General features: G+C 30.4%; 22 protein-coding genes and 1 tRNA gene. 18 read left to right on the top strand and 5 right to left on the bottom strand.

Going from position 1 to position 22,239, the window contains the following annotated elements; genetic code table 11:
* The first annotated feature begins 2 nt into the window (after nucleotides 1–2).
* From BUA86_RS11220 to rsmI, 14 genes are all read left to right on the top strand, one after another.
* On the top strand, nucleotides 3–1,244 hold the full coding sequence (locus BUA86_RS11220) for an NADH-quinone oxidoreductase subunit D (protein ID WP_072932703.1): 1,242 nt from the start codon (nucleotides 3–5) through the stop codon (nucleotides 1,242–1,244).
* Between the two features lie 16 nt (nucleotides 1,245–1,260).
* Nucleotides 1,261–1,752, top strand: coding sequence for an NADH-quinone oxidoreductase subunit NuoE family protein (locus BUA86_RS11215; protein ID WP_072932859.1), 492 nt, complete (start codon nucleotides 1,261–1,263; stop codon nucleotides 1,750–1,752).
* Complete coding sequence (gene nuoF, locus BUA86_RS11210; protein ID WP_072932701.1) at nucleotides 1,752–3,110, top strand: NADH-quinone oxidoreductase subunit NuoF; 1,359 nt, start codon at nucleotides 1,752–1,754, stop codon at nucleotides 3,108–3,110. The genes BUA86_RS11215 and nuoF overlap by 1 nt, the downstream gene beginning before the upstream one ends.
* Nucleotides 3,111–3,117: 7 nt before the next feature.
* Nucleotides 3,118–4,200, top strand: a complete 1,083-nt coding sequence (locus BUA86_RS11205; protein ID WP_072932699.1) for an NADH-quinone oxidoreductase subunit G — start codon at nucleotides 3,118–3,120, stop codon at nucleotides 4,198–4,200.
* 25 nt (nucleotides 4,201–4,225) lie between these two features.
* A complete protein-coding gene (gene nuoH / locus BUA86_RS11200; RefSeq protein WP_072932697.1) occupies nucleotides 4,226–5,275 on the top strand; it encodes an NADH-quinone oxidoreductase subunit NuoH in 1,050 nt (349 codons plus the stop codon).
* 22 nt (nucleotides 5,276–5,297) lie between these two features.
* Nucleotides 5,298–5,798, top strand: coding sequence for an NADH-quinone oxidoreductase subunit NuoI (gene nuoI / locus BUA86_RS11195; protein WP_072932695.1), 501 nt, complete (start codon nucleotides 5,298–5,300; stop codon nucleotides 5,796–5,798).
* Nucleotides 5,798–6,316 (top strand): NADH-quinone oxidoreductase subunit J family protein, encoded by a 519-nt coding sequence (locus tag BUA86_RS11190; RefSeq protein WP_072932693.1) that lies wholly within the window; start codon nucleotides 5,798–5,800, stop codon nucleotides 6,314–6,316. Before nuoI ends, BUA86_RS11190 begins: the two co-directional genes overlap by 1 nt.
* Before the next feature lie 15 nt (nucleotides 6,317–6,331).
* On the top strand, nucleotides 6,332–6,658 hold the full coding sequence (gene nuoK, locus BUA86_RS11185) for an NADH-quinone oxidoreductase subunit NuoK (protein WP_072932691.1): 327 nt from the start codon (nucleotides 6,332–6,334) through the stop codon (nucleotides 6,656–6,658).
* A 2-nt stretch (nucleotides 6,659–6,660) separates the two neighbouring features.
* Nucleotides 6,661–8,553, top strand: a complete 1,893-nt coding sequence (gene nuoL, locus BUA86_RS11180) for an NADH-quinone oxidoreductase subunit L (protein WP_072932689.1) — start codon at nucleotides 6,661–6,663, stop codon at nucleotides 8,551–8,553.
* 7 nt (nucleotides 8,554–8,560) lie between these two features.
* A complete protein-coding gene (locus tag BUA86_RS11175) occupies nucleotides 8,561–9,979 on the top strand; it encodes a complex I subunit 4 family protein (protein ID WP_072932687.1) in 1,419 nt (472 codons plus the stop codon).
* 21 nt (nucleotides 9,980–10,000) lie between these two features.
* The gene (locus BUA86_RS11170) at nucleotides 10,001–11,389 is read left to right on the top strand and encodes an NADH-quinone oxidoreductase subunit N (RefSeq protein ID WP_072932685.1); all 1,389 of its coding nucleotides are present in this window, start codon (nucleotides 10,001–10,003) and stop codon (nucleotides 11,387–11,389) included.
* Between the two features lie 255 nt (nucleotides 11,390–11,644).
* Nucleotides 11,645–12,190, top strand: a complete 546-nt coding sequence (locus tag BUA86_RS11165) for a hypothetical protein (protein ID WP_072932684.1) — start codon at nucleotides 11,645–11,647, stop codon at nucleotides 12,188–12,190.
* Nucleotides 12,190–12,630 carry a hypothetical protein gene (locus BUA86_RS11160; RefSeq protein ID WP_143147311.1) on the top strand — a complete coding sequence of 147 codons (441 nt, stop codon included), beginning with the start codon at nucleotides 12,190–12,192 and terminating at the stop codon, nucleotides 12,628–12,630. The genes BUA86_RS11165 and BUA86_RS11160 overlap by 1 nt, the downstream gene beginning before the upstream one ends.
* Before the next feature lie 860 nt (nucleotides 12,631–13,490).
* Entirely contained in the window at nucleotides 13,491–14,162 is a 672-nt protein-coding gene (rsmI, locus tag BUA86_RS11155; RefSeq protein WP_072932682.1) for a 16S rRNA (cytidine(1402)-2'-O)-methyltransferase, read from the top strand.
* Here rsmI and recJ read toward each other — a convergent pair.
* From recJ to BUA86_RS11140, 3 genes are read right to left on the bottom strand one after another with little or no spacing between them, the layout of a single operon-like run.
* Entirely contained in the window at nucleotides 14,159–15,859 is a 1,701-nt protein-coding gene (recJ, locus tag BUA86_RS11150) for a single-stranded-DNA-specific exonuclease RecJ (protein ID WP_072932681.1), read from the bottom strand. The two genes, rsmI and recJ, sit on opposite strands and share 4 nt — an antisense overlap.
* 50 nt (nucleotides 15,860–15,909) lie before the next feature.
* A complete protein-coding gene (locus tag BUA86_RS11145) occupies nucleotides 15,910–16,659 on the bottom strand; it encodes a uroporphyrinogen-III synthase (RefSeq protein WP_072932680.1) in 750 nt (249 codons plus the stop codon).
* A 7-nt stretch (nucleotides 16,660–16,666) separates the two neighbouring features.
* Nucleotides 16,667–17,341 carry a DUF4271 domain-containing protein gene (locus BUA86_RS11140; protein WP_072932679.1) on the bottom strand — a complete coding sequence of 225 codons (675 nt, stop codon included), beginning with the start codon at nucleotides 17,339–17,341 and terminating at the stop codon, nucleotides 16,667–16,669.
* Between the two features lie 66 nt (nucleotides 17,342–17,407).
* Between BUA86_RS11140 and BUA86_RS11135 the strand changes: the two genes are divergently transcribed.
* Nucleotides 17,408–18,130, top strand: coding sequence for a polyprenol monophosphomannose synthase (locus BUA86_RS11135; RefSeq protein ID WP_072932678.1), 723 nt, complete (start codon nucleotides 17,408–17,410; stop codon nucleotides 18,128–18,130).
* Nucleotides 18,127–18,513 carry a DUF4296 domain-containing protein gene (locus tag BUA86_RS11130; protein ID WP_072932677.1) on the top strand — a complete coding sequence of 129 codons (387 nt, stop codon included), beginning with the start codon at nucleotides 18,127–18,129 and terminating at the stop codon, nucleotides 18,511–18,513. The genes BUA86_RS11135 and BUA86_RS11130 overlap by 4 nt, the downstream gene beginning before the upstream one ends.
* Nucleotides 18,514–18,578: 65 nt before the next feature.
* Here the strand turns inward: BUA86_RS11130 and BUA86_RS11125 are convergent, their stop codons facing one another.
* The gene (locus BUA86_RS11125; protein ID WP_072932676.1) at nucleotides 18,579–20,021 is read right to left on the bottom strand and encodes a nicotinate-nucleotide adenylyltransferase; all 1,443 of its coding nucleotides are present in this window, start codon (nucleotides 20,019–20,021) and stop codon (nucleotides 18,579–18,581) included.
* A 42-nt stretch (nucleotides 20,022–20,063) separates the two neighbouring features.
* Here BUA86_RS11125 and BUA86_RS11120 point away from each other — a divergent pair, with 42 nt between their 5' ends.
* Complete coding sequence (locus BUA86_RS11120; RefSeq protein ID WP_083580354.1) at nucleotides 20,064–20,846, top strand: MBL fold metallo-hydrolase; 783 nt, start codon at nucleotides 20,064–20,066, stop codon at nucleotides 20,844–20,846.
* Between the two features lie 63 nt (nucleotides 20,847–20,909).
* Nucleotides 20,910–20,990, top strand: a tRNA-Leu gene (locus BUA86_RS11115).
* 220 nt (nucleotides 20,991–21,210) lie between these two features.
* Here the strand turns inward: BUA86_RS11115 and arsB are convergent.
* Nucleotides 21,211–22,239, bottom strand: coding sequence for an ACR3 family arsenite efflux transporter (gene arsB, locus BUA86_RS11110; protein ID WP_072932674.1), 1,029 nt, complete (start codon nucleotides 22,237–22,239; stop codon nucleotides 21,211–21,213).

Raw genomic sequence — 22,239 nt, 5'->3', positions numbered from 1 at the left:
CCATGGGAAAAGAGAAAACGAAAAAATCAAAACACGTAGAACTTCCTGATGGTTCATTAGAAAAAAGCACGATTACCTTAAACTTAGGACCAACGCATCCTGCAACACATGGGGTATTTCAAAATATATTAGAGATTGATGGTGAAATCATCAAATCTGCGGTATCTACAGTTGGGTATATACATCGTGCTTTTGAAAAAATTGCAGAACGTAGACCGCTGTACCAAATAACACCTTTAACAGACCGATTAAATTATTGTTCGGCTCCATTAAATAATTTAGGTTGGCACATGACGGTAGAGAAATTTGTAGGAATTGAAATTCCAAAACGAGTTTCTTATTTACGTGTAATTATTATGGAATTAGCTCGTATTGCAGACCATATTGTATGTAACTCTATTGTTGGAGTAGATACAGGAGCATTTACAGGATTCCTTTACATGATGAAGTATCGTGAATTAATTTATGAAATTTACGAAGAAATCTGTGGTTCTCGTTTAACAACAAATATTGGTAGAATTGGAGGTTTCGAAAGAGATTTCTCTGAAACTGCATGGACTAAAATTAATCTTTTCTTAAAAGAGTTTCCAGATGTCTTAACAGAGTTTGAAAACTTATTTTTAAGAAATAGAATCTTTATGGATCGTACACAAGGAGTTGGAGGAATTTCAGCTGAACGTGCATTAAATTACGGTTTTACAGGACCAAATTTACGTGCAGCAGGTGTAGATTACGATGTTCGTATAGCAAAGCCATACTCTAGATACGAAGAATTTGATTTTGAAATTCCAGTTGGTACAACAGGAGATTGCTATGATAGATTCTTAGTTAGAGGACAAGAAATGTGGCAGAGTTTAAGCATTATACAACAAGCAATTGATAAAATTGATGCATTAGAAGGAGAAGAAGCAAAATTACATCATGCAGATGCACCAGATTTTTATTTGCCTCTTAAAAAAGACGTTTACACAAAAATGGAAGCGTTAATCTATCATTTCAAAATTATCATGGGAGAAGTAGAGATGCCAAAAGGAGAAATTTATAATTCTATTGAAGCTGCAAACGGTGAATTAGGTTATTATTTTATTTCTGATGGTGGACGTTCACCTTATCGTTTACATTTCCGTAGACCTTGTTTCATTTATTATCAAGCATATCCAGAATTAATCGAAGGATCAATGATTTCAGATGCCATTATTACAATGAGTAGTCTGAATTTGATTGCTGGAGAATTAGATGCTTAATATAAAAATATTAAAAATGGCAGTTCAATTTTCAGAAGAGACACAACAAAAAGTAAATAAAATTATAGCACGTTATCCAGAGGATAAAAAACAAAGTGCTTTAATTCCTCTACTTCATGTGGCACAAGCAGAGTTTGGAGGTTGGTTAGATACACCTCACTTAGATTATGTTGCAGAAGTTTTAGAGATATTACCAGTCGAAGTTTACGAAGTTGCTTCGTTTTACTCGATGTTTAATTTAAATCCAGTTGGTAAATATGTTTTAGAAGTTTGTCAAACAGGACCTTGTATGTTAAGAGGTTCAGACAAAATTATAGAGCATATCAAAACTAAATTAGATATAAAAGCAGGAGGAACATCTGCAGATGGTTTATTTACACTTAAACCAGCAGAATGTTTAGGAGCGTGCGGTTATGCACCAATGATGCAATTAGGAAAAACTTATCGAGAGAATTTAACAATCGAGAAAGTTGATGAGTTATTAGAGGAATTGAAAAAATTAGCATAATGGGACAGAAATTACTCTTAAAAAATATTGATGTTCCAGGAATCCGTCACTATCAAGCGTATCGCGAAAATGGTGGTTATGCAAGTGCTGAAAAAGCATTTAAAATGACTACTGATGAAATCTTAGAAGAAGTAAAAACTTCTGGATTACGTGGACGTGGAGGAGCAGGATTTCCTACAGGAATGAAATGGAGCTTTTTGGCAAAGCCAGAAGGTGTTCCAAGACATTTAGTTGTTAATGCAGATGAGTCTGAACCAGGAACATTTAAAGATAGATTTTTAATGGAATACATTCCTCACTTATTAATTGAGGGAGTTTTAATTTCATCTTTCTGTTTAGGTTCAAACACTTCATTTATATATATCCGAGGAGAATATGCTTGGATTGCTGAAATTTTAGAAGAAGCAATTGATGAAGCTAAAGAAGCAGGATGGTTAGGTAAAAACATTCAAGGAACAGGATTCGATTTAGAAATCTATGTTCAACGTGGAGGTGGAGCTTACATCTGTGGAGAAGAAACAGCATTATTAGAATCTTTAGAAGGTAAAAGAGGAAATCCTCGTCTTAAACCACCTTTCCCAGCTGTAAAAGGTTTATGGGGAAGACCAACAGTTGTAAATAATGTTGAAACAATTGCTGCAATTGTTCCAATTATTGATATAACAGGAGCAGAATATGCTAAAATTGGAGTAGGAAGATCTACAGGAACAAAATTAATTTCGGCTTGTGGTAATATTAATAAACCAGGAGTTTACGAAATTGATATGACAATTACGGTTGAAGAATTTATCTATTCTGATGAATATTGTGGAGGAATTCCAAACGGTAAAAGATTAAAAGCTTGTATTCCAGGAGGAAGTTCAGTTCCAATTGTACCAGCAAATTTATTGTTAACAACTGCAGAAGGAAAACCTCGTTACATGAACTATGAAAGTTTATCGGAAGGAGGATTCCAAACAGGAACAATGATGGGATCTGGAGGATTTATCGTTTTAGATGAAGATCAAGATGTTGTTTACCATACTTATACATTAGCTCGTTTCTATCGTCATGAATCATGCGGACAATGTTCACCTTGTCGTGAAGGAACTGGTTGGATGGAAAAAATCCTAAAGAGAATTGATGAAGGACAAGGAAAAATGTCTGACATTGAATTGTTATGGGATGTACAGCGTAAAATAGAAGGAAATACTATTTGTCCTCTTGGTGATGCAGCAGCATGGCCAGTAGCGGCATCTATTCGTCATTTCCGTGATGAATTTGAATGGCATATTAACAACCCAGAAGAGTGTTTAACACGCAATTTTGGTTTGGCTCATTATGCTGATCCAATCGAGATTAAAGAAACTGCAAATTAATACGAAGATGGCAGAAGAAACACCATTATTTAAAGTTACCATCGATAACGAAACGATTGAAGTACCAGCAGGAACAACAATCCTTCAAGCCGCTCGTATGATTGGTAAAGAAGTAGCACCTCCAGCGATGTGTTACTATGGAAAATTAGAAAATACAGGAGGAAACTGTAGAACATGTTTGGTAGAAGTATCAAAAGGTAGTGAAGCAGATCCTCGTCCTATGCCAAAATTAGTTCCATCTTGTCGTACGACAGTAATGGACGGAATGGTTGTAGGAAATAAAACATCAGAACGTACAGTTGAGGCACGTAAAGGAATTGTAGAATTATTATTAATTAATCACCCTTTAGATTGTCCTGTTTGTGACCAAGCCGGAGAATGTAAATTACAAGATTTAAGTTACGAACATGGAGCAGAAGCTACACGTTACGAATTTGATCGTCGTACATTTCCAAAAGAAGATTTAGGTCCAAATATTCAACTGAATATGAACCGATGCATTTTATGTTACCGTTGTGTAAAAACTGCAGATCAAATTACGGGTTGCCGTGAACATGGTGTAATGAATCGTGGAGATCATGCAGAAATTTCAACACATATTCATAAAGCTTTAGATAACGAATTCATTGGAAATGTAATTGATGTTTGTCCAGTAGGAGCATTAACAGATAAAACTTTCCGTTTCAAAAACCGTGTATGGTTTTTAAAACCAGTTGATGCACATAGAGATTGCCCTACATGTTCTGGAAAAGCACAAGTTTGGTTCCGTGGAGATGAGGTTTATCGTGTAACAGCACGTAAAGATGAATTTAACGAAGTAGAAGATTGGATTTGTAATACTTGTCGTTTCGATAAAAAAGATATTAACGATTGGACATTAGAAAAACCATCAACAGTTTCTAAAGATTCAGTTATTCGTCAAGGTCATTACTTCGAAAATAAAGTTAGTCCAAACGAAACACTTCCGAAAGTTATCAAAAGAGATCCTAAAATTTTATTAGATATTCATTCGGTTTCTAAAGTGAACGAACCAAATAGAGATTTATCTAAAATAGATGGTCCAGCAACGAGTAAAGATTTCAAAGATTAATCAATCTTAAATAATAGTAACAAAGATGACAGAAGAGTTTATTGCTGATGCATTAGAAAAGTTGGCTTTAGTAGGAATATTGATAGCATTAGCTCTAGGAGTGGCTGCATATTCTACATGGGCAGAACGTAAAGTAGCAGCATTTTTACAAGATCGTATTGGACCAAATAGAGCAGGTGTTTTTGGATTATTACAACCTTTAGCAGATGGTTTAAAGCTATTTTCTAAGGAAGAAATTATCCCTAAAGATGCTAACAAATTCTTGTTCGTTTTAGGACCTGCATTAGCCATGATTGTAGCATGTATGACAGGAGCAGTAATTCCTTGGAGTACAGCATTTGAGTGGGGAGATCGTTTAGTAGTTCCACAAGTAGCAGATGTAAATATAGGATTCTTATATATTTTAGGAGTTTTAAGTTTAGGAGTTTACGGAATTATGATTGGTGCTTGGGCATCGAATAATAAGTATTCCTTAATGGGAGGATTGCGTGCAGCATCTCAAATTATTTCGTATGAATTACCAATGGGAATTGTGTTAATCACAATTTTAATGATGACGGGATCTTTGAGATTAACAGATATTGTACATTATCAACAAGACCATGCTTGGTTTGTTCTTTTACAACCAGTAGGGTTTATAATCTTTTTAGTTTGTTCTTTCGCAGAAACAAATCGTACACCTTTCGATTTACCTGAAGCAGAAAATGAATTAGTTGGAGGATATCATTCAGAATATTCTTCGATGAAAATGGGATTCTATTTATTTGCTGAGTATACAAATATGTTTATTAGCTCTGTTGTTATTTCAACATTGTATTTCGGAGGATATGATATTCCATTTGTAGATGATGCAACATTAGTAAATACAGTTGGAGTAAATGGATTAGCTATTCTTAATTTCCTATCATTATTTGCAAAAGCATGTTTTTTCATCTTTTTCTATATGTGGGTTAGATGGACAATTCCTCGTTTCAGATACGATCAGTTAATGAATTTAGGATGGAAAAAGTTATTACCATTAGCATTAATTAATATGTTGATAACAGGTTTAGTAATCTTATTATTAAACAAGTAGAATCATCAAAATTATTAAAAGTATGAAACCAATTACAAATAGATTAAAACAAGTAGAACGTAAACCCTTAACTTTTTGGGAAAGTATCTATTTGATTTCTATCGCAAAAGGATTGATGATTACATTGAAGCACTTTTTTTCTAAAAAAGCAACAATTAGTTATCCAGAAAAGAAAAGACCGTTTAGTCCTGTTTTTAGAGGATTACACGTTTTAAATAGAGACGAAGAAAATCGTGAAAATTGTACAGCTTGTGGATTATGTGCATTAGCATGTCCTGCAGAAGCAATTACAATGGAAGCGGCAGAAAGATTACCAGGTGAAGAGAATCTTTACCGTGAAGAAAAATATGCAGCGAAATATGAAATTAATATGTTACGTTGTATCTTCTGTGGATTCTGTGAAGAAGCTTGTCCAAAAGATGCTGTTTATTTATCTCAAACAGTTCCACCAGCAAGTTTTAATCGTAAAAACTTCATCTATTCTAAAGAAGATTTATTAATCCCGAAAAAAGCTGTTAACTAATGGAATTATCTCTAATTTTATTTTATGTTTTATCGAGCTTAACGGTGTTAAGTGCTCTATTAATGGTATTCAGTAAAAATCCTGTACATTCCATTTTATATTTAATTGTAACATTTTTCTGCATTAGTGGACATTATATTTTATTAAATGCTCAATTTTTAGCAATTGTTAACGTAATTGTTTACGCAGGAGCCATTATGGTATTGTTCCTTTTTGTGGTGATGTTAATGAATTTAAATAACGAAAAACATTCCTTTGGTCGCCCAGTTAAATTATTAGCTGCAAGTTTAATTTCTTTATTATTTATAGGATTAACAATCGGAATTTTTGCTCAAAATCCTGCTTCTGCTAATACAGCTGTAGAGTTAGGAACAGGAGAAATAGGGTTAATTCATGACTTAGGATCATTATTATATTCAGAATATGTTTTACCATTTGAGTTAAGCAGTATTTTGTTTATTTCTGCAATGATTGGAGCAGTGATGTTATCAAAGAAAGATGAAGAATTATTGGATTAAATATAAAAAGTAAACATGTTACCAATTAGTTATTATATTACTTTATCATTAATCCTATTTTCAATAGGAATGGCTGGTGTTATGATTCGTCGTAATGCAATAGTTATTTTTATGTGTATAGAATTAATGTTAAACTCGGTGAATTTGTTGTTAGTCGCATTTTCTAAAATGCATTATCATGCAAATCCAGCATTAGAAAAAGGAACCGATGCACAATTATTAGTATTTTTTATTATGGTAGTTGCCGCAGCCGAAGTAGCTGTAGGTTTATCTGTCATTATATTATTATTCAGAAAAGTGTATTCAGTAGATATTAATGTGTTAAATCGTTTAAAAGGATAAGGATGGAGCAGTATATATGGTTAATTCCTTTGATTCCATTCATAGGATTTTTAATAAATGGTTTAGGACGAAATGTACTTTCTAAAAGTTTAGTTACTTTTATAGGAAGTGGTGCTGTATTAGCAAGTTTTATACTATCAATAATGGTTTTTATGATTGTTCCTTCAGGAGCAGAAGCGCAACCATTAATTTTTAAAGCATTTAATATTATTAATCTTCCAACAATGCAAGTTCCATTTGCATTCCAGATAGATGCCTTAACAAGTTTATTCTTGTTGGTAATTACTGGAGTTGGATTTTTAATTCATTTATATAGCTCTGCTTATATGAGCGAAGATAAAGGTTTTGCAAAATTCTTTTCATACCTAAACTTATTCATCTTCTTTATGTTAATCCTTGTTATGGGAAATAACTTTGTAATGATGTTTATTGGTTGGGAAGGAGTAGGATTATGTTCTTTCTTGTTAATCGGATTTTGGTTTACAAATAAAGAATATATCAAAGCTGCAAAGAAAGCCTTTATTATGAACCGTATTGGAGATGTAGGGTTTTTATTAGCAATGTTTTGGATTTTCAAAGAATTTGGAACATTAGAATATGTAAAAGTTTTCAATCAATTAGCGGTTGATCCATCTGCATTTACAGGATTTGTATTAACAGGAATTACATTATTGTTATTCTTAGCAGCAACAGGAAAATCGGCACAGTTACCTTTATTTACATGGTTACCAGATGCCATGGCTGGTCCAACACCAGTTTCTGCATTAATACACGCTGCAACAATGGTTACTGCAGGTATCTTTATGATTACGCGTTGTAATGAGTTATTTTCTGCTGCACCTTTAACATTAGAAATTATTCAGTATGTAGGTATAGCAACATCGTTTGTAACTGCTACAATTGCAATGCGCCAAAATGATATTAAAAAAGTATTGGCTTATTCTACAGTTTCTCAATTAGGATTAATGTTCGCTGCAATTGGATCTGGAGCTTATATTGCTGCAGTGTTCCATGTAATGACACACGCTTTCTTTAAAGCATTATTATTCTTAGGAGCAGGTTCTGTAATCCACGGAATGCATCATGAGCAAGATATGCGTAAAATGGGAGGATTAGGTAAGTACATGAAAATTACACATATCACATTTTTAATAGGATGTTTAGCAATTGCAGGTATACCAGGTTTATCAGGATTTTTCTCTAAAGACGAAATGTTATTAGGAATGTTTATTTCTAATCCATTAGTTTATGGTTTAGGATTTATAGTTTCTGTAATGACAGCATTCTACATGTTCCGTTTATATGCAATGACTTTCTTAGGAGATTTACGTGATACACATGTTCATCCGCACGAAAGTCCTTCTGCAATGACAATTCCATTAGTTATATTGGCATTTTTATCTGTATTTGCAGGATATATTGGTATTCCAGCATTATTTATGGAAAATGGACATAAATTACAATCATTCTTAGGAGGAGTAGTATCAATTGAAGAAGTTCACCACATTGCACATTCAACAGAATATATGATGATGGGAGCATTATTAATTTGTGTGCTTGGAGCAATTTTCTTTGCGATTAAGAAATACACAAATTATGTAGATGAAGAAGCAACAGGAATTGCAAAATTCTTTGAAAATAAATGGTACATCGACGAATTATATGACAATGCAGTAGTTAAGCCATTGTTTGAATTAGGAGATGTCTTGAAAAAATATGTAGAGAAAGCAGGTATTGCAGCTTTTGTTGTAGGAGTTGGAACTGTTTCTGGTCGCGCATCTAAAAATGTACGTCAACTACAAAACGGAAATGTCGGATTCTATATTATGTTAATGGTTATTGGAACTGTTGCAGGAATAGCAATCTTTTTTATGGGTTATTTAATTTCAAAATAAGTTAGGAATGCTTTTATCTTTATTTATCATTTTACCATTAATAGTAGGAGTTTTTATGCTATTAATGCAAGGTCAAAAACCACAAAGATGGTTAGGAGCATTCGTTGGTGGAGCATTGCTTGCTATTTACTTTTTCGTTACGTGTAAAAGCGGTAACAACGAATTAGTTTTTAAAGCGGAATGGTTCAACTTCAATAACGTTAAAACATATTTTGCGTTAAATGCTCAAGGTTTAGGTGGCTTAATGTTGCTTTTATCTAATTTTACTTACTTGGCATTATTTGTTTATTTGGCAACAACTAAACAAAAATATACCAACACTTTTTACGGATTATTATTAATCACTTTAGCAGGATTAAATGGAGTTTTCTTAGCACAAGATTTAATTTTATTTTACTTCTTCTGGGAGGTTGTTCTTATTCCTGTTTATTTCTTAATAGGATTATTTGGATTAGGAAAAGATAAATTACGTGCAAATATGACGTTCTTTTTATACACGATTTTAGGATCGATGTTTATGTTAGGAGGTATTATTTATATCGGATTTTATTTAAAACCAGCTTCATTTTTATTAGCAGATGTACAACAAGTAACAGCAGCAGCTTATTCAACAAATACAGCTCTAGCTTTATTATTTTTGATAGCGTTTGTTATAAAAATTCCAGTTTTCCCATTTCATACATGGCAACCAACAATTTATAAAACATCACCAACACCACTTACAGTTGTTCTTTCAGCTTTAATGGCGAAGATGGGATTGTTTGCCGTTGTAACATGGTATTTAGGTTTATTTCCTACAGTTTCAGAATTATTTAAATACATTACATACATTGCAATTTTCGGATTAGTTTACGCTTCTCTAATTGCATTGAGTGCAAAAAATGTGAAGAAAATTATTGCTTATAGTTCGATTGCTCACTTAGCACTAATCTTTGTTTCTGTATTTTCTGAATTAGAAAATGGAGTTTCAGGAGCATACTTCCAAATGTTTTCTCATGGATTAGTTGTTTTAGGTCTATGGTTATGTATAGATATTATGGAGAAGAAATATCATCTTACAGATATTAAATCTATAGGAGGATTAGCAAAAGTAGACCCAACATTATCAATCTTATTTATGGTATTTGGTTTAGCGAATGTAGCCTTACCATTAACAAGTTCTTTTATTGGAGAATTTATGATGCTTTCTGCATTGTTTACTCATAATCCAGTTTTATGTGTTGTTGCTTGTTTAGGAGTAATTCTTTCGGCAGTATATACACTAAGATTATCAAGCGAAATTTTGTTTGGAGAAGTAAAAAACATCAAACAAAAAGATGCAAAAAAAGGAAGTTTTGGATCTATTGCTGTTTTAGCAGTTATCGCCATAATCATTATTGTAATTGGAGTTTATCCAACACCAATTTTTAATTTATTAGCTCATTAAATCATTTTGAATAAATAGAATATGAATACTATTATTTTATCAGCACTTTCAGGAATTATTTTGATGTTTAGTGGATTCTACATCAAAAATAATCGTGCATTAAATATTCTTTCTGTTGTCTTATTTTTCGGAATGATTATAGGAGGAATTTTCGAATTGAAAGGTTGTTCAATGTTTGCAGGAAAATTCGATAATATGATTGGAGAATCACTTTACGGTGTTTCTTTCTTTATCGCATTAGCAGCTTTGGCAATTTTTTACTTATTATTAAATAAAGACGCTTTTGGTAAAGTAGGAAAACATACTGCAGAATATTATGCATTGATTTTCTTTTCTTTTACTGGTATTGCAGTATTAGCACACTTTCATAACTTAGTAATAATGTTTTTAGGGATCGAATTAATGTCAATTCCAATGTATATTATTGCAGGAACAAATAAAGAAAGTTTAAAAAGTACAGAAGCCTCTGTAAAATACTTCTTAATGGGAGCTTTTTCTACAGGGATTTTAATGCTTGGAGTTACATTTTTATATGGAGCTACAGGAACATTTATGGTAGATCAATTAGTTAATTATAATCCAGCTTTTGAGAATATTTATTTCGCAGGTTGGTGTTTAATTATCTTTTCTTTCTGTTTTAAAGTTTCAGCAGCACCATTTCATGCATGGACACCAGATGTTTATGATGGGACGCCAACAGTGTTTACATCATTCATGTCAACAATTATAAAAGGAGGATCATTTTTAGGATTTATTTTAGTTTTAAAATCATTTCCAACAAACGCTGAATATGCTGAATATTACAGATTATTATTTGCCGCAATCATCATCTTAACATTGTTTATTGGAAACTTTGGTGCAATATCTCAAAAATCTGTAAAACGATTAATGGCTTATTCATCAATTGCACAAGCAGGATTTATGTTGTTTGTATTATTTACAATTAATTCAGCTTCAAAAGAAGCATTAATGTTTTATACAATCGCATATTCTATTGCTAACTTTATTATTTTCTATGCAATTAATCAATTCAAAAGTCCAAAATTTGATAGTTTTGCAGGCTTAGGAAAAGCAAATCCAATTTTATCTGCTGCACTTACTATTTCATTAATCTCATTAGCTGGAATTCCATTAACAGGAGGTTTCTTTGCAAAGTTTATGGCATTGAGTATAGGAGGGACAAATGATAAAAATTTATTTTTAATTGTAGTTGCTTTAGTAATGGCAGTATTAAGTATGTACTACTATTTTAAAGTGATTAATTATATTTACTTTAAAAGAGGAAAAAATAAAGTTAAAACACAAGATGGATTAACTAATTTTCTTTTAGTTTTAGGAATGATTATCCTAATTGTAATGGGAATTTTTCCAGGAATATTATCGTCATTTTTGCAAACACCAATGTGGTAATTGCATAATGACATTGATATAGTTTTTTATTATTTATTATTTAAAAAAGCTCGTGATATTTTTATCACGAGCTTTTTTTATATCCTATGTTTAGGAGATTATAACTTCGAAAGTTGTGATTAGGGTTAATGTCTACATTTACAAATTAAAAGTAATTATCGAAAGTTTAACTTATCATCTAACTTAATTTAAATACTTATTATAGAAATTCTCTTGTGAAAAATAAAGACTTTTGTGATTTATAATTAGTTGTTTATGAAAAATTTTATAAATATTTTTTTAAAAAGTAATCAGAATATAATAGTTATTTTGCTTTTAGTGGTGTTATGCTCAGCTTGTGTTAATCGATATAATAAAAATGAGATAAATTCTGCTGATGTAGACATGGATGTTATTGGTAATTTAATTCTTGAGAATATAACAACAGGTTTAGTTGTTATAAATGAAAACTTCATATCTAATAAGTATTATGATTCAATAATAAAAGAAACTCAGAAATATAAAAATTATCAATCTTTAAGAGATATAAAGGAGATAAAATCAAATTTTGACATAAGTGAGATTAAATTTAGAAAGCCTTTTATTTTTAAATCAGAAGTTACAGATTCTATAAAGTTAAGCCATTTAATTATTACATATATATCATTTTCCAAGCCATATATCAACAAGAGAAATGAAGTAATTATTTATAATGAATATTACGTAGGTCCACTTCATGGAGGTGGAGATATTTATGTTTTCTCCTTGGATAAGAATAAAAAATGGACTCTAAAACATAAGTATATTGATTCTAAATCGTAATGAGAAACGGTATTTTTATTTTATGCATCATTTCAGGGATTTTATTTTCTTGTTCTTATTTTAATTTGAAAGAAAAGAAATCATACAAAATAGAGTATAAAATTGGAGGAGAGGAATATTATATTCCTAAAAATTATCGAATTGAGAATTTACCAAATAAAAAGGTGAAATACCAGATAAGTGTTAGTCAGTCGGATTTAGATTTTATAAACAATACAATTATAAATACTGATTTCTTTAGTATAAAGAATCCTTCTATTAAAAATTCAATCGGCCTAGTATCTGGAGAAGGGTATTTTCTAAAAATAAATTCAGAGAAAAACACTAATACGCTTTTCTTGGAGAGTTTGAATACAGAATATTACTCTAATAATGAAAATAATAAGAGAGCAATAAAAATTATTTCAGTTGTAGATAGTATTCTTGTTAAATATAAATAATTACCATAAGAGACTAGTAAAAACTATTCTCTTTTTTATTTAAATACTTATTATAGAAGCTCTTTAGTGGAAAATAAAGACTTTTGTAATTTATAATTAGTCGTTTAAAAAATAAAACTTAGCAAGGTCCTTTTAAAAATCAATTCTGTGGAAATGGATTAGGTCCTAATGCAAAGTTTAAAGCTTTAAAATTTTTCTATTGGCCTAGTCTTAAATATGAAACAAGAATATCTAACAAATGGTAAAAAAAATATTAATATCAATAAGTTCAATCTTAATTGTTCTAATTTTTTTATTTTTTATTCTTCTTCATTTAAAAAATAAAAATAGTTTTTATACATCAAGTTCATCTATAGAAGCTGAACAACATAAAAGTTGAGTAAAAAAGATTGAAAACTATTCTGTAGATTGTATAGATAAGGATATTATAAAAGAGATTTGGATTGAAAAATATCATCGAAAGAAAAATTTATTTTCTTCAAAATTTGTATATTCTAGTGAATACTCTTTACTAATAAAAGTAGATGAATCTAAAGTAGATGTATATAGATATGATCATAAAGCTTATAGATATTTTAGTAATGACTCTTTGAATTCTAGAAAATCTATAGCAAGAAATCATGATGGTTTTTTTATTCCAATTTATAATGATACATTATTAAATAGTATTGATTCTATAATAATAAGATCTGATAAATCTTGTTTAGAAATAAAAATTCCTTTAAAATAATTACCATAAGAGACTAGTTTTTACTAGTCTCTTTTCTTATTAATGTTTTTTTAGAACAAAGCATAATACGATTATATATTTTGTTTTTAATCATCGTATTTTCTTACAAATTACTTTGTAAATTTGCCACATGAGTGGAAAATTATATTTGGTTCCTACACCAATTGGAAATTTAAAAGACATGACTTTTCGAGCAGTTGAAATATTAAAAGAATCTGACGTTGTATTAGCAGAAGATACTCGAAATAGTGGTATTCTTTTAAAACATTACGAAATATCTACTCCAATGCGTAGTTACCATATGCACAATGAACATCAGGCTACGGAAGATATTATTCGTCAATTAAAAGAAGGACAAATTATTTCTATTATTACAGATGCTGGAACTCCAGGAATTTCTGATCCAGGTTATTTATTAGCCAAAGAATGTGTAGCAAATAATATTACAATAGAATGTTTACCAGGAGCTACTGCTTTTGTGCCTGCACTTGTTGTATCTGGTTTACCAAATAATGAGTTTACTTTTGTTGGGTTTTTACCAGTGAAAAAAGGAAGAAAAACAAAATTAGATTCTTTATTAGAAGAAAAAAGAACAATGGTTTTTTACGAATCTCCACATAAAATTGGAAAAACATTAAAAGATTTAGCAGAAGCTTTTGGAGCTGAAAGAAAGGCTAGTTTATCTAGAGAAATCTCAAAGAAGTTTGAAGAAACGTTGAGAGGATCTTTAACAGAGTTAGCTGAAATTGCTGAGAAAAGAAACCTAAAAGGGGAAATGGTTTTGGTTGTAGAAGGAGTTTAATCTCTAAAACGAATATCTTTTATATTTAATTGCCAAGTTCCTTTACCTTGCCAGTAATTCATGCCGATAGTGAAAACCATATCAAATGATTTTCCTTTCTCTAATTGTGGAGCGAATTTCCCAAGTTTAAAACCAATTGATGGAAATGTAACGCGCGTATCTTTCTGATGTACATATAAACGAGCATGCTCTTTACCAACCAATCGAAAATCTGTTGCCAACAAGTCTTTTGCAATGAAAACAGGATTCATATTATCTGGTCCAAAAGGTGACATTCTCATTACAGATTCTAAAAAAGAACGTGTCATATCATTAAAAGAAATTTCTTTGTCAATTAAAATAGATGGAGAATATAATTTTCCATTCGAAAATTCTTTTACAGTTTCATCAAATTTCAGTTTAAACTCTTCGAAATTTTCCTCTTTTATAGATAAACCTGCTGCAGCCATATGTCCTCCAAATTGAGTTAGCAGATCAGCATTTTTTTCAATAGCAGAATAAATGTCAAATTCTTGTATAGAACGGGCTGAGCCTACAATTTCTCCTTCAGTATTTTTTGTAAATACAATTGTTGGTTTATAGTATAAATCAACTAAACGAGAAGCAACAATTCCAATAACTCCTTTATTCCAACTCGGATCATAAACAATTGTAGAATATTTCCCTGATGTATCAATTCCACTTAATTGTGCAAGCGCACCATTTGTGATATCAACATCAAGCATTTTTCGCTCGTTATTTAATGAATTAATTTCTTGTGAATATTTCTTACAATCTTCTTCGTTTGTACTCAACATAAAGCGAACAGCTTCTGATCCGTGTTTTATTCTACCTGCAGCATTTATTTTTGGAGCAATGGAAAAAACAACATTTGAAATGTTGACGTTATTTCGAATATTAATTGGAATTAAATGTTGAAAAGCCAAACGAGGCTGAGTATTTAATCTTTCTAAACCAGCAAAAGCTAGAATACGATTTTCTCCTGTAATAGGAACAATATCAGCAGCAATACTAACAGCAACTAAATCTAAAAATGGTAAAAGGTTTTCTTTTGGAAGATTAAATTTTTCTACATAAGCCTGTACTAATTTAAAGCCAACACCACAACCACTTAAATCTTTGTAAGGATATCGACAGCCTTTCTGTTTAGGATCAAGTACAGCATAAGCTTTGGGAACAGATTTATCGGGTAAATGATGATCACAGATAATATAATCTATTCCTTTTTTCTGAGCATAAAGTATTTGCTCGTGTGCTTTAATACCACAATCTAATGCTATAACAAGCGAAATATTGTTTTCTACTGCAAAATTTATACTTTGTAAAGAGATTCCATAACCTTCGTTATTTCGGTCTGGGATATAAAAAAAGACTTTCGAGTAGATAGAAGACAAAAACTCGTAAAAAAGTGTTACGGCTGTCGTTCCATCTACATCGTAGTCTCCAAATATTAAGATATTCTCTTGATCGTCTATAGCATTTTTAATACGAGAAACAGCATCTGCCATTCCTTTCATTAAAAATGGGTCATGTAATTCTTCTAAAGAAGGATTAAAATAGGATTTAGCTTGATCGTAATCAGTTATCCCTCTTTGGGCTAATAAAATAGAAAGTGCCTCTGAAATGTTAAGTGAATCTTGTAAATTCTTAACTATTTCTGTTGAGGGTTTTTGTTTTATTTCCCATTTTTTTTCCATCTCTGTAATTTACATAAATTTTAATTATAGAGTGGGGATAAAGCGTAAAATTATTTTGATTTATTCGCTTCTTTAATGTATTTTTCTAAAGCCATTGTCATAGATGGCGTCTGTGGTGATGGCACCTCAATATCTACACGTAATCCCATCTCTTTTGCTTGAGCGGCTGTTGATTTTCCAAAAACAGCTATTCTAGTTTCATTTTGAACAAAACTTGGGAAGTTTTCAAATAATGATTTAATTCCCGAAGGTGTAAAAAATACTAAAATATCGTATTTAACGTCAGATAGATCAGATAAATCGCTAGATACTGTTCTAAACAATGTAGCTTTTTGCCAATCCAATTTCAAGCTGTCCAATAAATTTGGAACATCTGGTTTTAATACATCAGAAGCTGGTAATATGAATTTTTCGTCTTTATGTTTCTTAAACAAGGGTAATAAATCAGAAAAAACTTTTTCTCCAATATAGATTTTACGTTTTCTGTAGACAATGTATTTCTGTAAATAGAAAGCAATTGCTTCCGATTCGCAGAAGTATTTCATTGAGTCTGGAACAGTAAAACGCATTTCCTCTGCTAAGCGGAAAAAATGGTCTATTGCATTACGACTTGTAAAAATAACAGCTGTAGCTTTATTAAAATCTAACTTTTGCTGTCTAACTTCTTTTGCGTCAATTCCAACAACTTGAATAAATGGTCTAAAATCAATCTTGATTTTATTCTTTTTCTCAATCTCGTAGTAAGGCGAGTTCTCTGCCTGTGGCTTAGGTTGTGATACTAATATTGATTTAACTTTCATAGTAATTTTAGATTACTTTACCTATTGTTAATAGTTTTGCTAAAACCATAATTGGTAAAATTTCTAGGGTGCAAAGGTACAAAATATTATAATACCAAATTGATTTATTATTGTTTATTTGTTTTGAATAAATATAATATACTTCGATTAATCTGTTGATAAACAGTAAAATGAAGCCAATCATCATTAAATATTCTTTTGTAATGCTTGTGTAAAAAAATAAAAAACAAATGATTAAAAGTAATAAAACATTCTTTGCATTTACAAAACTCGAACTTTTCATAAAGAATGAAACCGAACTAGATTCATAAAAAACACGGTAAAAAGTAACCTCAATTAATAGCTTAAAAAGCATGATTACACTTATAATTCCAAATGTAATTGCAACACTAGATAAATAGTAAAATTTAAAATTACCAAAGTAATTATAACTAATGTTATAATACGAAACCATTAACAAACTAAGTAATAAAACGGTTATACCGTTTACAATAAAACTAAACAATGTTGTATTGTCATCGGTAAAACTCATATATTCGGTTTTATTGTTTAATGTTTTGAAATTCTTTGCGAACAAATATTTCGATGCGCAAACAAATAATAAACATACAACTACTACGATAAGTACGGTGTCGTTACCAATCGTATTTTTCCCTATAGAAATTAATTCGTTTGTTTTCATAATTTTTTCAAAAATACAAAAGACTAATTATCTTATAACTATCTTTATGCCCACAAAATTATATTTATGTCGGACAAATTAGTCATTATCCCGACTTATAACGAAAAGGAAAACATAGAAGCCATTATTCATGCCGCATTGTCGGCAGAAAAAATGTTTGATGTATTAATTGTTGACGATAGTTCTCCAGATGGAACAAATGAAATCGTAAAACGATTAATACCAGCATATAATGGTAGATTGCATTTAGAGATTCGTACAGAAAAAGACGGATTGGGACGAGCTTATGTACACGGTTTTAAATGGGCTTTAGCTAATAATTATGAATACATTTTTGAGATGGATGCAGATTTCTCTCATAATCCAAATGATTTACCTCGCTTACATCAAGCATTAGTAGATGGTGCCGATTTAGCAATTGGTTCTCGTTATTGTAATGGTGTAAATGTTGTAAACTGGCCAATGAACAGAGTATTATTGTCTTACTTTGCTTCTAAATATGTTCGTATTATTACAAATCTCCCTGTACATGATGCTACAGCTGGTTTTGTAGGTTATCGTGCGAGTGTTTTGAAATCTTTAGATTTGGATAAGATAAAATTTAAAGGTTATGGATTTCAGATTGAAATGAAATACAAAACATGGATTAAGAAATTTAAACTTAAAGAGGTGCCTATTATTTTTACGGATAGAACATTAGGTGAATCTAAAATAAGTTCTGATATTATTGGAGAAGCAGTTTTTGGAGTTATATCTTTACGTTTAAGAAACATATTCGGAAAATTATGAAACATTTAATTTTATTTAGTATTCTATTTTTGGGATTATTTAATTGTGCTCCTAAAAATTATGATGAACCCAAAAATTTAATTGGTAAATCTGATATGACCGAGATTTTGACAGAGTTATATATCGGTCAGCAAGGAATCCAGTTTTTTCCGAATCCAAACGAGGATATGAATTTAAATTTAGCAAAAAATGCTGTTCATATCATGAAAAAACATAACGTAACTTATCATGATTTTTCTGAAAGTTATAAATATTACACCATGCATCCAGAAAGTTTTAATGAGATGCTGAATGATGTAAAAAAGAATTTAGAAGATAAATTATCTAAGGAAGAAAAAGAACGTTTAAAAAATCAACAACAAGATTTATTAAAAACAAAATAGGAGATTCATTGAATCTCCTATTTTTTATATGTATAATTTGATTGTTATATCAAGTTTGATTTCATTTATTCTAAAATATAATTGTGTTTGTAACCAAACATCCCTCTATCTTTAATCATATCTGCAACACCTTCTGGACATTCAGATTCCCATCCGTCTTCAGCATTTTCTATTTTTTCTAAAATTCGGCGCGAATAAGAATGTAAATAATCATCATTGTAATTTAAAATATCCTTAATTCTTCCGTTGTATAAGAAGTACTTGTATAATTCGTGTACACTATCACTAACCAATAAATTTTTAGATGTTAGTAAAATGTTTTTCTCTTTATCAAGATATGGATATAAATAAACTTTTACATTTTTCTTGAATAATTTACCAAAGGCTTCCATAATTCCACCAGGTAAATCAGCATAATATTGCTCGTTGAAAATTTCTACTAAATTGTTAACACCCATTGTTAAACCAATCTTCGTTTGGTTTCGAGTGAATTTAGAAAAGTAATCAACTAATTTATAATATTCAGAAAAGTTAGAAATAATAACATTGTATCCTAAACTTCCAATAACATCTGCTCTATCTAAGAAATCACGTTCGTTTAATTCTCCTTCAAAACCAGAAGCAATTAAATTAGAAAGTGTAATCTCAAAAAGGATTTCAGTATTTTCTTTATTTACAGCATCTTCTTGTTTAAAGATATCCAATCCACCTTCAAACATATCCATATTAACATTCATAAAAGGACGAAACGAACCTCTTATAGCAAAAATGTTTTTCTTATATAATAAATCTGCTGGTAATATATTTTTTCCTTGAGGATTAAAAACAGCAACGTCAGTCATTCCGTTTTTAACTAATTGAAGAGACATTAAGCGATTATCAACATATTTGAATTGAGGACCGCGAAAATTAATCATATCAATTTCTAATTGATCTTTATCTAATGTATCGTATAAAGACTTAATTAATAATCTAGGATTATCGTAGTAGTAGTAAGCACCATAAATTAAATTAACACCTAAAACCCCAAGTGTTTCTTGTTGCAATTGTGCTGAATTCTCTTTGAATTTTACATGAAAAATAATTTCGTTTGCTTTTTCTTCTTCAGCATTTAATTTAAAACGAAGTCCAATCCAACCTTGTCCCTCATTCTTTTTAGAATAATCAATTGTAGTAACTGTATTAGCGTATGTAAAAAAAGCTTTCTCTTTATATAGGTCATCCACTAATCGCTCTTTCATTAGTTCCATTTCATGGTCTAACATTTTCTTTAAACGAGCCTGAGTTACATAGCGTCTGTTTTCTTCAACGCCATAAATTGAGTCTGACATTTCTTTATCATAAGCACTCATTGCTTTTGCAACTGTACCAGAAGCTGCACCTGCGCGATAAAAAAAACGAACGGTTTCCTGCCCTGCTCCAATTTCGGCAAAAGAACCATAAATCTTCGGATTAAGATTAATTTCTAATGCTTTTTGTTTTGGAGTAAGAACTTGTTTTAATGCCATATCTAAATTTCAAATAGTTTGTGGTAAATTTACCAAATCATTATGGCTAAATCAAATATAATACTACATTTTTTAGGAACGGGAACATCGCAAGGAATTCCTATTATAGGAAGTGATCACCCTGTTTGTCTGTCTTCTAACCCAAAGGATAAACGGTTAAGGTCGTCTTTGTTATTGGAAAAGAATGGTAAAGTAATAACTATTGATAGTGGTCCAGATTTCCGTCAACAAATGTTGCGCTACAATGCAAAAAGATTAGATGGAATTATTTATACGCACGAACATAATGATCATGTAATGGGATTGGACGATATTCGACCATTGGTGTTTAAATCTGGTGAAGATTTAAATGTTTTTGGCTTGGAAAGAGTTTTAAAAGAATTACATAATCGATTTCCTTATATGTTTGTGGAGGAAAAATATCCTGGAGTACCAACTGTTATAGAAAATGTAATAGGTGAGGATAAATTTGAAATTGCGGGATTTTCTATTCAACCAATTAGAATATTACATGGAGATTTACCAATTTTAGGTTATATCATTGACGATAAAATTGCTTATTTAACAGACGTTAAAATAATTCCAGAAGAATCGTTAGAAAAATTAAAAGGAATTGAAGTTTTAATTATTAGTGCTTTACGTACAGAGCATGAACATTTTTCTCATATTTTATTAGATGAAGCTATTCGTTATTCAGATATAATTGGAGCGAAAAAAACATATTTTACACATATTTCTCATTATTTAGGTTTTCATGATGAAGTAGAAAAAACTTTACCAAAAGATAAACATTTGGCTTTTGATATGTTAGAAATTATTCTATAAATGTTTTATAAAAAACATTTGGATATGTTCTTCAACTAATCTTATATTTGCAATCCATAAAAGGCTCGGATGGCGGAATTGGTAGACGCGCACGACTCAAACTCGTGTTCCTTTGGAGTGTGGGTTCGATTCCCACTCCGAGTACTAAAAAACCTCAACTACAATTAGTTGAGGTTTTTTTATTTTTTATTTGACAACCGATTGACAACGATTTGTAAAAAAGTTAATTTTCTCAATACCTCATTACTTAAAAACTACATTACATAAATTATATAAAGTATATAAAAATTATGGTTAAAATAGTTCGTGGTTTTTATATATTACTAAGATTTTTACTTTGTTTAACATAAAATCTGTTATAGGTTTAATAATATTTTTTCTTCAACCATAAACTTGTCTTTACTAATAAAATCAAAACAGGAACTTCGACTAATGGACCGATAACTCCTACAAATGCTTGTGGAGAATGCAATCCGAAAATTGCGATTGATACAGCAATAGCTAATTCAAAATTGTTTCCTGCAGCAGTAAATGCAATAGAAGCATTTTTATCGTAAGGAACTTTTAGAGATTTATTAATAAAAAAGCTTACAAAAAACATTAGTACAAAATAGATGATTAATGGTATCGCTATTTTCACAACGTCCATAGGTAAATCCAAAATCTTATCTCCTTTTAAGCTGAACATTAAAACAATGGTAAATAACAAAGCATATAAAGTGATTGGAGATATTTTAGGAATAAATTTTCTATTATACCACTCTAAACCTTTTGTTTTGATTAAAGTATATCGACTTATAAAACCTGCTAAAAAAGGTACACCTAAGTATATCAATACACTTTTTGTTACATCTTTCATTGATACTGATACATTGAAATTAGCTAATCCTAATTTATTTGGTAGTACATTAATGAATAACCAAACCAAAAAGCTATAAGAAAGTATTTGAAAGATGCTATTTAAGGCAACTAACATTGCAGTGTATTCTCGGTTTGCTTTAGCTAAATCGCTCCAAACAATCACCATTGCAATACATCTTGCTAAGCCAATTAATATTAAACCTGTCATATAATTAGGTTCATTTCTTAGAAACAATACGGCTAAGCCAAACATTAAAAATGTACCTATAAACCAATTAAGGAATAATGAAATTCCGATAACCTTTTTATTCTTAAAAGCTTCTGGTAACAAAGTATAATCTACTTTTGCTAATGGTGGGTACATCATTAGTATCAAACCTATTGCTAAGGGAATATTTGTGGTCCCAACGCTTAATGAATCTGTAAGGGTTGAAATAGTTGGAAAGAGATAACCTAAACTTACACCTATTACCATTGCAAGAAAGATCCAAAGTGTAAGATATCTATCTAAAAATTTTAATTTTGGTTGCAT

This window comes from Chishuiella changwenlii (genome assembly GCF_900142565.1).
In the GTDB taxonomy this organism is placed as follows: Bacteria; Bacteroidota; Bacteroidia; order Flavobacteriales; family Weeksellaceae; genus Empedobacter; species Empedobacter changwenlii.
The sequence above is the reverse complement of the archived record's forward strand: the minus strand, read 5'-3'. Positions and strand labels throughout refer to the sequence as shown.